The sequence below is a fragment of the Vibrio inusitatus genome, assembly GCA_024346935.1.
GTDB lineage: Bacteria > Pseudomonadota > Gammaproteobacteria > Enterobacterales > Vibrionaceae > Vibrio > Vibrio inusitatus.
The window spans coordinates 2,101,650-2,115,207 of the sequence record AP024878.1; the positions used below are offsets into that span (position 1 = coordinate 2,101,650).

Genomic DNA, 13,558 nt, shown 5'->3' on the forward strand with positions numbered 1-13,558 from the left:
ACTTTAATCTAATAAAGTTTACATCAAAAAACTTGAACCGACGGGCTTATTTGCCTCGAGACAACACTGAGTCTACTAAGCCGTATTCAACTGACTCGTCTGCAGACATAAAGTTGTCGCGATCGGTATCGCGCTCGATTACTTCCATTGGCTGACCAGTATGTTCAGCAAGAAGTGTGTTTAGTTTCTTTTTGATAGTCAAAATTTCTTGAGCATGAATTTGAATATCAGACGCTTGGCCTTGGAAACCACCTAACGGTTGGTGAATCATCACACGAGAGTTAGGAAGAGCAAAACGCTTACCTGGTGCACCACCAGCTAGCAGGAATGCGCCCATAGAGCACGCTTGGCCCATACATACAGTGCTCACATTCGGCTTGATGTACTGCATCGTGTCATAAATAGACATGCCTGCTGTTACACTACCACCAGGAGAGTTGATGTATAGGAAAATATCTTTTTCTGGATTTTCTGATTCTAGGAACAACAACTGGGCCACTACGAGATTGGCCATGTGATCTTCGACTTGTCCAGTCAAGAAAATGATTCGCTCTTTAAGTAAGCGAGAATAGATATCGTAAGAACGCTCGCCACGCGAAGACTGCTCTACCACCATAGGTACAAGCGCGTCGACGATCGGCGACATTACATTTTTTTCTTGGTAGCTCATAGTGTTATATCCCTATCCCTAAAATAAATGGCCCGAATGATTATCTCATACGGACCATTATTAGTAGAAGTGTTATTTAAAAGTCAACCTTCTACGTAAACTCAACGCCATTAAGCAGGCTGTTGGTTCATAATTGCATCAAATGACTCTTCTTTATCAGTCACTTGTGCTTTAGCGATGATAGCGTCAATTGCTTGCTCTTCTAGAGCAACGTTGCGCATGTTGTTCATCATTTCTTCGTTGCTTTCGTAGTAAGCAATAACTTCTGATGGGTCTTCGTATGCTGTAGCCATTTCAGTGATAAGAGCTTTTACTTTCTCATCATCTGCTTTTAGCTCTTCAGCTTTGATTACTTCACCTAGAAGAAGACCAACAACTACACGCTTCTTAGCTTGCTCTTCGAAAAGTTCACGAGGAAGCTGGTCAGCAGCATCAGTGTTACCACCAAAACGTTGTGCAGCTTGCTGGCGAAGAACACCGATCTCTTGCTCAATAAGAGCAGAAGGAACAGTGATGTCGTTTTCTTTAGCAAGACCGTCGATTGCTTGATCTTTGATGCGAGTCTTAACTGCTTGTTTAAGCTCACGCTCCATGTTCTTGCGTACTTCAGCTTTAAGTGCGTCAACACCGCCTTCTACAACACCGAACTTAGCAACGAACTCGTCAGTTAGCTCAGGAAGCTCGCGAGCTTCTACCTTGTTCACTTTAATAGAGAACTTCGCATCTTTACCTTTTAGGTTTTCAGCGTGGTAGTCTTCAGGGAAAGCCACGTCGATTTCGAATTCCATACCAGCAGTTTTGCCTGCGATACCGTCTTCAAAACCAGGGATCATACGACCTTGGCCCATTTCTAGTGGGAAGTTCTCAGCTTTACCGCCTTCGAATTCTTCACCGTCGATAGAGCCAGAGAAGTCGATAGTTGCGCGCATGCCTTCTTCAGCAGCAGCTTCAACTTCAGTCCAAGTTGCTTGTTGCTTACGTAGAGTTTCGATCATGTTGTCTACGTCAGCGCCTTGAACTTCTACTACTGGTTTCTCAACAGCGATGTTCTCAAGACCTTTAAGTTCGATCTCTGGGAAAACTTCTAGAGTTGCAGTAAATACAAGATCTTGGCCTTCAGCAGTTTCTACTGGTGCGAAAGTTGGTGCACCTGCTGGGTTGATCTTTTCTTTAACGATAGACTCGATGTAGTGACGCTGCATCACTTCACCCATAACGTCGTTACGTACCGCTTTACCGTACATTTGCGCTACCATTTTCATAGGCACTTTGCCTTTACGGAAGCCGTCAAAACGACGATTTTTAGCGATGTTACGTAGTTCAGTTGTTACTGCATCTTCAATGTTAGCAGCAGGAACAGTGATAGTTAGACGGCGCTCAAGACCTTCTAGAGTTTCAACAGTAGCTTGCATTATTTTTAAACCTCAACAAAAGCTCAGTTTCCTGAGCATGGCGTCACAGCTCTTAAAGAGAGTGACAACATCCTAGTGTGCGTCTCAAAGAGACACCTAAATACAAAAAAGAGTGCCGTTGCTATCAAAGCAACAACGAATCAATTAGCGATATCTTAAGCTAAGACATCTCCAATTAATCTCAGAGTAATAAATTGACGCGACATTCTACCGACATAGACCTGCTGTGTCGAGATGCGCTCCTAAACACTCTTCAATAATGATGGCGAGATATTTTAGAAATCTCACTGAAAGATACAATGGGGGCAGGTTTGATAAAATCAACGGTTAAACTTAAAAATGCTATATAAGTACAAAAAACGAGATCTTCCTCAAACTCCACACAACTTACAGTCTGACGTACCGTTAATTGAGAGAATAGTCCTACCTTACTGCTGAGAATTCACTATGCTATTTATACCTCAGTAAAAAGTAATCCTTATTGATACATTCGCAACGCGAATCGGTGTAAATGGTGCAATTAACGTCAAAGCTAGAAAAAGCCCTCATCACATCTGCAATACTGCTTTGTGGAATAGTTGGAACCTATTTCATAGAAAATCAGTACGCCCTCAAACAACACCAGTTAAAGAGCATCCGCTTTTCTGAGGCACAAAACAAAGTGGCTGAGGTATCCGCAGAGCTATCTTTATCCTTGCAGAAGAAAATTTATTCCGCCTATACGTTAGCGAACATCATTAGCACTCAACCTCACATCACCAATCAACAGCTACACAAAATCAGTCAAAGCTTGCTCAATCACGACAGCCAATTAATGGGACTTGGTGTCGCGATCGATGACATCGTCACGTATGTCTATCCAGAGTTACCCTACGCTGAGGCTATTGGGCGTAACACCACTGAATCCCAGACAGTAAGAACTCAGATACAAAAGCTTAAAAGCAACCCTCAAACCTTGGCTCAAGGCACGGTACACAAGGTGGAAGATGCACCTGAATTGTACATATTACGCAGCCCTATCTTTGTAGGAGATATTGGTAGTCGTACCTACCAAGGACACGTTCTTCTATTAGTTAACATACAGAAAGTCGTAGAAGACACACACATACTGGATGACGTTTACTCTATTGCCGTAAGGCAAAAAGAAAACCCAACACATACGTTTGGCAATCTACAGGCACTGGAAAAACCGTTGTTGGTGAATGATATTGAAATTAACTACGGAGATTGGGAAGTCTTTATTGCTGAAAAGCCAGATGCCACCCCAGCCTTTTGGTACCTTGCAAATCCAGTCAGGTGGTACGGTTACTTAATACTAGCCATTATTCTCGCCATGTTTGCCATCATTTCAATACTTTATCTGCAAGCAAGACAGCGATCCATGCAAGATGAATTAACACGCCTCCCAAACCGTCGCTACTTCATTTACACCTTAAAAAACATTATAGGGAACGCTAAGCATTCGGGCACACGATTCGCTTTGCTGAATATAGACCTAGATGGTTTTAAGCAGATCAATGATAGCTATGGTCATGCAAGTGGCGATCTAATATTAAAACAAGTTGCTAAGAGATTACGGAAAAGTGTACGTGCTAACGATACGATTGCACGCGTTGGCGGAGATGAATTTCTTATCATTGTATCTAGAATCAAGAATGAAGAAGAATTAGCGCAACTGGTACGTTCTATTCAATCTAGAGTTGAGGAAGGCCAATATATGGTGCAAGGTGCCTTCGTCAATATCAAAGTCAGTATTGGTTATAGTTTATACCATGATAAAAATATCACGTTTGACCATCTATTGTCTGAAGCCGACATTAACATGTATAAAAACAAGGCTCTAAAGCGACAACTTAAAGGCCTTCGTCGAGCAGAAATAGAAACTATCAGTGCTCTAGATAAAAACAGCAACCACTAACTGCAGACTTAATCTGGTTCAGCATATTTGCTCATGATCTTCCGTATTTTGGCTTCTTGGCCCAAGAACAGATCCACCAGCGTAGCATCAAAGTGCTTATTCTTTTGCTCTTCCAAGAACTGTAACGCTTTTTCTACTGACCAAGGCTGCTTGTAGGGACGAGCAGACGTTAAAGCATCAAATACATCCGCAATCGCACAAATACGCCCAACTAAAGGAATATGCTCTCCTACCAAGCCATTTGGATAACCCGAACCATCCCATTTTTCATGGTGAGTTAATGCCACCGTACGGGCCACTTCCATTAGCTTAGAGTCTTCACAGTCACCCAGAATATCCACGCCAATTTGCACGTGAGAGCGCATCACATCCCACTCTTCAGGATCCAATTTCCCTGGTTTTAGTAGGATGCCATCAGGGATACCTATCTTGCCTATGTCATGCATTGGCGCCGCTTCTTTTAAAACATCAGCGTGTTCATCAGACATACCGCACGACCTCGCAAGAATATAAGCGTAATTTGCCATACGCAAAACGTGCATGCCGGTTTCGTTATCTTTGTATTCAGCCGCTCTTCCTAGCCTTTTTAGTAGCGCAATATTGGTCTGTTTTATGACTCTCGTTTGCTCTTTTACCTTGAGGTACAACTGTTTATTCTGATTTGATAACGCTAGATGAGTTTCAATTCTCTGTTTTGCAATAGGGGGAACGATAGGTTTTCCTATGTAATCTACCGCCCCAAGCTGCAATCCTTTGATTTCATCTTCGGGTGAAATCTTGGCAGTAACAAAGATAATAGGAATATGTTGGGTATTACTTTGGGTTTTTAAGCAACGACACACCTCAAAACCATCAATCTCAGGCATCATAATATCGAGCAAAATAAGATCAGGAAGCGGTACGACTTGCGCCAATTTAAGCGCCAATTCACCATTAGTCGCTATCCGGATTCGATAGTCATTCTTCAATAACCCCGCTAAAACATCTATATTTTCAGCCGTGTCATCCACAATTAGCAATAAGGGTTTATCTTGATCCTGATGTAGTTTTGTCGTCTCAGTTTGCATCTCTTTCCCTAAGATTTGTGACTTTCGAACCAATCATTTAGCATTTTTAATGCCCCATCAAACTGATAGCTAGCCAAAGCACTATCGATGTTATCAAGTAATTGTAGTAGCTCTATTTGTGAGTACTGCTCCCTAAGTTCTTGCACCTTATCTGTCGCTTGAAGATCATAATTTTCGACCAACCTCTTAAGTTCACTAAAGTGAGGCTCTAAGTCTTCATAACGGTAAACCTGCGTGGAGGTTACTCTGTCGCTCTGTTTATTGTCTTGGGCCAAACACTCTGATGCATTGTTGCCATGAAGGTACTCTTCTATTGCAACCTCCGTCTGCATCAATACTGAACGAAGATGCTCAATCTCTAGATGGGTTAGCTCATGGTTATTTGAATACACCTGTTGTTCATAACGGGCACATAAGCTTGTGAATACCATAGCACCGATGTTTGCCGAGGTACTTTTCATTGTATGGATTTCTCGTTTTGCCGTTTCCCATTGACTCTCTGCTATCGCGTGAATAAAACTATCGATACGCACTGAAGAATTAGCCAAATATTTACGCAGTAACCTTAGCAACAAAGCTTTGTTTTGATTGCATATTTTCAGCCCTATCTCTGCCGAGAATAGAGTCCCGTCTTCGGGCTCTTTCTCTACAATTTGTACCTGTGTTACTAACGGCACAATATCATTCAGTCCTTGCTGCTTTTGAGCAGCCTCTACCAGTACTTCCATCAAGCGTGCAACTTCTATCGGTTTAGCCAAATAGTCATCCATCCCTACTGCAGTCGCTTTTTCTTGATCACCTACCATCGCGTTGGCTGTCATAGCCACGATAGGTGTTTGTTTATCAAACTCTCGAATTTGCTCAGTCGCTTGGTAACCACCAAGAACGGGCATCTGAATATCCATTAAGATAATCGCATACTGGTGTTGCTTCGCTTTTTCAACAGCCAACAACCCATTGCCTACTACATCAATATCAAGTTCAAAAGGTTCAAGAAGTCCAAGAACCAGTTCTTGATTGAGCTCGTTATCTTCCACAAGAAGCACTCGTGTTCCACGTAATAATGCTTCGTGATCAATATCCTCTCCGACCTCACGCTTAGCACTATCAAACTCTAAGCCACTAAGTTGAGATAGAAACTCAAAAGGAAGCCAAGGTCGCGGCAGTATTTCTATGCCATATTCTCTAGCGACAGTACCTCTATCCTCACTAGCACTACTTAAAATCACCCGCCCTTTAGCTTTTAATTGCTTTAACTGTGACTTAAATATGACAGCGTCTTTCGATAACGCGATATCTGAAACATAAATAATCGATTGCACTTCACTCGCGGCTTTCAACGCTTCAAGCAGTGTTGAATATTCATCGTAAAACCTTGGGGTTGTTAGGTCAGTCCTTTGCAACGTATTAGTTAACGCCTCCATTCCCTTTTCTGAGGACTCTAGTACCCACAAAGGTTTATCGAACAACTCGCCGATATTATTCAATCTCTCTTGCTCAAGTCTATTAGCGTTTGTCGCCACCTTAAGTTCAACCTCAAAATGGAAGATACTCCCTACGCCTAATTCACTTTCGATCCATATTCGTCCGCCCATTAGCTCAATAATCTGCCGACTAATACTCAAACCGAGCCCGGTACCTCCGTACTCTCGAGTAGTGGATGCATCCGCCTGTTGGAAGGACTCAAATAAACTATTAAGCTTATCTGCGGCTATTCCAATCCCAGTATCTTGTACATAAAAGTGATAACGATAAGCCTCCTGTGAGCTATCAACAGGCTCCGCTTCGAGACCGATAAGAATCTCACCTTTCTCAGTGAATTTTGTGGCGTTATTACCCAAATTTATCAATATCTGTGACAATCGAAGCTCATCACCAATGACCATTCTCGGTATGGAGTGATCGACGTTAAAAATAAAATCTACGTTCTTTTCCGCAATTCTAAAGCTCAAAATATTAGCAATATCCCTTAGTGTGTCTTTTAAGGAAAACGGCCGTTGCTCAAGATCTAACTTACCTGACTCAATCTTGGAAATATCCAGTATGTCATTGATTATCAACAACAAGGATTGAGCCGACTGGTGAACCTTACTGATGTAATTTCGCGCTTTACTATTCAAGTTGCCTTCAAGAGCAAGATAAGACATGCCAATAATGGCATTCATTGGGGTACGGATCTCGTGACTCATGTTAGCTAGGAAGTCCGTTTTCGTTTGATTCGCTATGTTTGCAGCAACAATCGCACTGGCTAATTCGCTATTCAGTTCCTTAATCTCTGAGATATCATAACTCCAGAAAAGTACCGCAGGCTGATCCAGGTAATTTATTTCATAGTAACTGCACAAGGCTGTAAATTGAGTGTCATCCTCGCGCTGAAATACCATTTCTCTATCGACCACCTTCCCTTTTTCTTGCAATTCTTTATAGACGTTTTCTCTATCAAAAGTGTCCGCATAAACTCGGTATATAAAGTAGCCATAAGACTCATTGCTACTTAGTTTGAACTGCTCTAATGCGCGAGTATTGGAATATGTAATTCGCTCATTTTGTACAATAATGGCTGCAATGCTGGAGGTGTTGAGGATATCAAATAGTTGATTTCGGCTAGCAAGTGCTTCTTGTTCCGCCTTGGTTGTTGCATTCACCTGTTTTTTAAGCCTCAGATTTGAAAGGAAAAAGACTAAAAAAATCAAGAAAGAGAAGCCACATATCAACAGAATCATTCGATAGTCCACTTTCTCTATCACTCGACTTGAGGCCCAATTGTTGATTATCTGTTGCTTTTGGCTTGCGCTAATAGAGCGAACCGCTTTAGTAACAATTGAGCTCAATATTGGCTCATTCTTCAGCGTGTGGAAGGTAGGGGTCACTGTATAATCTAAACGATCAACAATCGACAAATTGCGATAAGAGTGCTCATTGAAAATGAAGTTAATTACATAGGTCGTATCGACATACCCTTCTAGCTTTTCGTTGGCTAATAAGTCTAAACCAATAGCTGAGCTGTCCACTAATACCCAGTCTATCTCTGGATAGTTGTCTTTAAGGGTTGGGGTATTTGAAGCTCCGCGTTGAATCCCAACACGCTTGCCATCCATACTTTCTAAGCCATGACCATAATCAAGGCCAGTTCGACCTGCCACAGCGAGTTGGTCGGTAAACAGTGGCAAAGTCGTTACATAATCATAGGACATGCTCTTGTTTTCTATAGCGGCCGAGACCATTGAGAGCTCTTGCTTTCCCACCTTCTCAATGGTTTCTTGCCAAGAACCGACTAAATAAGGTTCAAATTGAACACCTACTTTGCTGCTCATATCCTTTAATATGTCAGCAATAATCCCTTTATACTCACCATTTTGCACACCTTCATAAGGTAAAGCGGCAGGGTCTATGCCGACTAAAACCACAGGGTTTTCTTTAATCCAATCAACCTCTTGTGGCGTCAGGTTTAATGTTGCTACTTGCAAACTAAACCGTTCATAAATATCACGTATTTTCTGATAATCGACGGAACTGAAGCCTTCAAAAATACTTAAAGGGGGAATATAGCTTTGATCAAATGAGGCACTGTTAGTCAATTCTGAATAAATCGTTAGTTTACCCAGAGTAACTTGTTCAATACCCTCTTCATGTATTAAAAGTTTCGTTAGATGTATCAATCCTTGCCGACTAAAATCATCAACCTTCACCATGCGACCTTTACTCGTTGAGTAATTATCCACATTGTTAGGGTTATCCCCTATTTGAAGGGTAATAGCTTCGAATCCACTGGAAAAATTGAATGCCTCAAACACCTTATCAATAAGCTCGGCTCTATCCACAGAGATTAAGTAAGCCACAATTTCTGTCATCAACTCTCCACTTTGAGCCTTTGAGCGAAATGAAGCGTTTTCGTATAATTTTTCCAAGCGACGGTACTTAGCACTGCGCTTAAAAGCACCCAGCTCAGCATTAAATTTGTCACGAAGTACGCGGTCTCTAAATGCAATTCTCAAAGGAACTCTAAATCGAGTGCTTTGATCGTGAGTAATATTGACGTTCAATTCTTGATTAAGGCGGTTAAAATAAACGGACAGTTCCCTTGAATCGAGTAGCAGATAATCCACCTTTCCTGCCTTTAAAGCCTCTAAGGCTCTCGTCATATCAATAAATTGTTTATCGATACCTCGACCAAATCGCTCACCCAGCACCTTAATAGCGCGTGTAACGACAACGTCATCAGTGCTTACAATGCTTCCTACTGTTTTGGGTACTTGACCATTTAGCTCTATCCGTTCGCCTAATCGAGAGACCAATCTGTACTCTTGAACTAGATAAGGGTTGGAATAAAATAATCCTTCGTTGGTTGGGTTATTTACAACCCAATCTCCGACAACTTGAGTAGAAACAAAATCGAGATCGTATGTGACCAATTCTTTAGCGTAATCAGAATCTTGGCTGCCAGCCAATAGTTTTCCAGCTTCATACCCCATCGACTCGAACAAGTGTTGCAAGATAGAAAACTCAAGTCCTACGGCAGAGTCAGCGGTATACATGTAAGGGATACGATTAAAATAGGTATAACCATTGAGTAGGTTTTTATGTGGTTCATTATCATACCAATGCGCCATAATGCCGTTCTGAATGTCATATGGCATACTTTTTAGCGTCTTGTTTATGATCGACATAAGCTGAGTTGACTTAGGGTTTGTCGCCATTTGTAAGCGCAAGCCATACAATTCTCTCGCGGGCCTTAATTCCTTAACATTTTTAAGGTGAAGCCCCTTAATCAAACCTTGGGTAGAAACCTTCTCACCCACAAAGGCATCAACCAATCCATCATTTAATGCCTTCAATGCCTTTCTATCACTTTGAAAGTAAATGGTTTCCACAATGAAATCTGTAGTTTGTAAATATCGGTCGACACCACTTCCTTTAATAACCGCAAGTTTAGGCGGTGTATCATTGTTTGCCGCTATGTTCGGATCTAAGGTGTGGCTGATATTGGTAAAGAGGAAATAATGATAAGGAAGGTAGGGTACTGAATAATTAAGGTTAAGCTGTGCCCCTGAGAAATCAAAGGTCATTGGGTACAAATCTAAGTCGCCACTCTCAATACCTTGATACCCTTCTTCGAGGGTAAATATAGGGACTTCTACAAAATCTATATCGGTTTCTTTTTCTATGTACTGTAGATAGTCTTTTACTATTCCAGCAAATTGACCACGGTTATTTAGATAGATAAAGGGATAATGACTTTTAAATACGGCAACTCGAACTCTTTGCCCCTCCCTAAGCCAAGCTTGCTCCTCGTCAGTAAATTCAATTTCAGCAAAGCTGCCAGTTGAAAATAGCAAACCAAACAGAAGCAATAGTAAACCCTTAAAGGCTTTTAAAAGAGAGAAAAAACGAGTGTTCAAGAAGGCACCATAGCGAGACAAGTTCAGTCTCATAACTATAATACAAAAAAACCGCTAACTTACTGAAAGTTAGCGGTTTGATTAATTCTATTTACTTAAAGCCTAAACAAGCTAATTAAGCATTAGCCTCGCGCTGCGCGATAAACTCAAGAGCAAGCTTAATACGAGCAATCACACGCTCTTTTCCAATCAGTTCCATTACTGCATCTACAGATGGAGATTGACCGCCACCAGTAACAGCAACGCGAAGTGGCATGCCTATTTTACCCATGCCGATTTCTAGTTCATCACAAACGGCTTTGATCACGCCATCTTTGATTGCATCTGTAGACCAATCAGTCAGTGCTTCTGCTTTAGTCAGTGCTAATTCTAGAGGGCCTTTTGCTACACCACGTAGATGCTTCTTCGCCGCGCCTGCTTCAAACTCGCTGAAGTCTTCATAGAAGTATCGAACTTGCTCAGCTAGCTCAATAAGTGTATTGCAACGCTCACCTACTAATTTAATTACTTCAGTAATTGCAGGACCGTTGTCTATGTTTAGGTTTTGCTGATCCAAGTGCCATTGTAAATGTTTTGCAACGTACTCAGGCTCAGAAGTCTTGATGTAGTGGTTGTTTAGCCACAACAGCTTATCTGTATTGAACGCAGATGCTGATTTAGAGATAGCATTTAAGCTAAAGAACTCAATCATCTCTTCTGTAGAGAAGATCTCTTGATCACCGTGAGACCAACCTAAACGAACCAGATAGTTGTTTAATGCATTTGGCAGGTAGCCTTCATCGCGGTACTGCATAACTGATACAGCGCCATGACGCTTAGACAGTTTTGCACCATCGTCACCGAGAATCATTGCACAATGTGCAAAGGTAGGAACCGGAGCATTTAGCGCTTTGTAGATGTTAATCTGACGAGGCGTGTTGTTGATATGGTCTTCACCACGAACTACGTGAGTAATACCCATATCCCAATCATCCACTACAACTACAAAGTTGTATGTTGGCGCTCCGTCAGTACGACGAATGATAAGGTCATCCATCTGATCATTGCCAATCTCAATGCGGCCACGGATCTGGTCTTCGAACACCACGCTACCCTCTTTAGGGTTGCGAAAACGCACGACATAATCGTCACCATCTTTAGCTTCTGCATTGGCTGCAGCGACTTTAGGGTGATTAGCATCATAGCGAGGTGCTTCTTTATTGGCTTCTTGCTCGCCTCGAATCTCTTCAAGCAACTCTTTAGACGCATAACATTTGTACGCTTTGTCTTCTGCTAGTAGTTGGTCAATGCATTCATCGTAGCGGTCAAATCGTTTAGATTGGAAATATGGACCCTCATCCCAATCCAGTCCCATCCATTGCATACCTTCAAGGATCGCATCTACAGCTTCTTGAGAATTACGTTCTAGGTCAGTGTCTTCGATACGAAGTACAAATTCACCACCTTGATTTTTAGCGTAAAGCCAAGAATAAAGTGCAGTACGTGCACCACCTACGTGTAGGAAGCCAGTTGGGCTTGGGGCAAAACGAGTTTTTACCGTCATTGAATTTACCTTTAACAGTCCAGTCGCTTAGATAAGCGTAAAATTTGTCGCTATTTTAGCACCGAAGTATAAATGTACAACGAGATCCAACTGAAACTCACTAAAGAGGGGCAGAGTTGTTACTAGGTAAGAGGTATTTAGAGTGATATTAGACAAAGTGAAGCGAGGGCGGGGAGTATTTGAAATAACGGATGTTGCTTTACAGATACTCCCCTAGTTTAGGGTTTTCATAATATGAAACTTACTACACAAATCAGTGAGGCTAGTGAAAATAGAGCAATGCGACTAATAAGACCAAATTCAGAATGTTCAATCATAGTTGGGTGATGCATAAGCGTTCCTTGTTTACGTTTAACACCCTTTCAATATGCGTCATCAAGCGCCCCTTAACAACATTAATGTTTCACTAATATGACACATTGCCTTATTTATAGAGATAAAGTGACGCGCATCACAATTGGAGCCAATGGAGGGTGACTGTAATGTGTAACCAAACGAAACAAAGAGTAACAAAATCAATAATTAATACACCTCAATCAACGATAAAAAACTTTACGACTACAGCCACAATTTAGTTAGGTATACTAAGAATAAGACTCTATCGGTTGCGATATGCAAAGGAAAACGCACGCATGACTCAAATAACTGGCCACATCCGCAAGATGACTTCCGCGCTACAAGATGGACAAGTCACCTATCAATTACCATTAGATGATCAGTTGCTTGATCTTATGCCCCTAATTGGTGAGCACCTTATTCTGGAGCATTCAGGTAACATTCATTGCCAAGAGTGTGGCAAGAAAACTAAGAAAAGTTATTCACAAGGCTTTTGCTACCCTTGCATGACCAAGCTTGCCAAATGCGACATGTGTATAATGAAACCAGAAACCTGTCATTTTGATAAAGGTACTTGTCGAGAACCACAATGGGGCGAAGATAATTGCTTTGTCCCCCACTACGTCTATTTGGCTAATACTACGGCAATTAAGGTAGGTATTACTCGCCACACACAAATTCCTACTCGTTGGATAGACCAGGGAGCTAACCAAGCTCTGCCGATTTTTAAAGTCAGTTCTCGTCTGCAATCAGGTTTGGTAGAAACGGCACTAAAAGAGTTTATTTCTGATAAAACAAATTGGCGTAACATGCTTAAAGGAAAAGCAGATAGCATAGACTTAAAGCAAAGGGCCCATGAGTTGATTCCTCAGATAGAAGAAAAGCTTTCAGAACTTCAACTAAGATTCGGCGCAGAAGCCGTTGAGCGTCTCGATGCTGACGTTGTTGAGATTGACTATCCTGTAACCGAATATCCTACTAAGATCAGCTCGTTGAACTTTGATAAGACCCCTCGTTTGGGTGGTACTTTACTTGGTATCAAAGGGCAATATTTATACTTCGATACCGGTGTAATAAACCTGCGTAAATTCACTTCCTACGAAATTACAGCTGAGTATTAAGAACAAAAAAGCCGAGCTGACACCCCAGCTCGGCAAATCAAACAATTAACACCCTTCGGTGTGTTTACTGGGCAAAAAAGGTAAACGCCCTA

7 protein-coding genes are annotated in these 13,558 nt (G+C 41.7%); 2 read left to right on the top strand and 5 right to left on the bottom strand.

The genetic code is table 11. The features are described from left to right. Positions 1–46: 46 nt before the first annotated feature. Together clpP and tig are read right to left on the bottom strand one after the other, a co-directional pair. Complete coding sequence (gene clpP / locus OCU48_RS09640; protein WP_017027461.1) at positions 47–670, bottom strand: ATP-dependent Clp endopeptidase proteolytic subunit ClpP; 624 nt, start codon at positions 668–670, stop codon at positions 47–49. A 110-nt stretch (positions 671–780) separates the two neighbouring features. Then, entirely contained in the window at positions 781–2,082 is a 1,302-nt protein-coding gene (tig, locus tag OCU48_RS09645) for a trigger factor (RefSeq protein ID WP_141346015.1), read from the bottom strand. 511 nt (positions 2,083–2,593) lie between these two features. Here tig and OCU48_RS09650 point away from each other — a divergent pair. Continuing rightward, the gene (locus OCU48_RS09650) at positions 2,594–4,000 is read left to right on the top strand and encodes a sensor domain-containing diguanylate cyclase (RefSeq protein WP_337983891.1); all 1,407 of its coding nucleotides are present in this window, start codon (positions 2,594–2,596) and stop codon (positions 3,998–4,000) included. A gap of 8 nt (positions 4,001–4,008) precedes the next feature. On the opposite strand, the gene OCU48_RS09655 is transcribed toward OCU48_RS09650, so the two are convergent. The 3 genes from OCU48_RS09655 to gltX form a co-directional block, all read right to left on the bottom strand. Beyond that, a complete protein-coding gene (locus OCU48_RS09655; protein WP_141346012.1) occupies positions 4,009–5,067 on the bottom strand; it encodes an HD-GYP domain-containing protein in 1,059 nt (352 codons plus the stop codon). 8 nt (positions 5,068–5,075) lie between these two features. Further along, positions 5,076–10,466 carry an ATP-binding protein gene (locus OCU48_RS09660; protein WP_244312318.1) on the bottom strand — a complete coding sequence of 1,797 codons (5,391 nt, stop codon included), beginning with the start codon at positions 10,464–10,466 and terminating at the stop codon, positions 5,076–5,078. Between the two features lie 115 nt (positions 10,467–10,581). Next, positions 10,582–12,009: a glutamate--tRNA ligase gene (gene gltX / locus OCU48_RS09665; protein ID WP_141346010.1), complete on the bottom strand. Its 1,428-nt coding sequence runs from the start codon at positions 12,007–12,009 to the stop codon at positions 10,582–10,584. A gap of 632 nt (positions 12,010–12,641) precedes the next feature. Here gltX and OCU48_RS09670 point away from each other — a divergent pair. Further along, complete coding sequence (locus OCU48_RS09670) at positions 12,642–13,466, top strand: DUF2797 domain-containing protein (protein WP_141346008.1); 825 nt, start codon at positions 12,642–12,644, stop codon at positions 13,464–13,466. Positions 13,467–13,558 lie beyond the last annotated feature (92 nt).

Coding starts and splice junctions, on each gene's coding strand:
- clpP (WP_017027461.1), bottom strand. CDS start 670: ATGAGCTACCAAGAAAAAAATGTAATGTCGCCGATCGTCGACGCGCTT.
- tig (WP_141346015.1), bottom strand. CDS start 2,082: ATGCAAGCTACTGTTGAAACTCTAGAAGGTCTTGAGCGCCGTCTAACT.
- OCU48_RS09650 (WP_337983891.1), top strand. CDS start 2,594: ATGGTGCAATTAACGTCAAAGCTAGAAAAAGCCCTCATCACATCTGCA.
- OCU48_RS09655 (WP_141346012.1), bottom strand. CDS start 5,067: ATGCAAACTGAGACGACAAAACTACATCAGGATCAAGATAAACCCTTA.
- gltX (WP_141346010.1), bottom strand. CDS start 12,009: ATGACGGTAAAAACTCGTTTTGCCCCAAGCCCAACTGGCTTCCTACAC.
- OCU48_RS09670 (WP_141346008.1), top strand. CDS start 12,642: ATGACTCAAATAACTGGCCACATCCGCAAGATGACTTCCGCGCTACAA.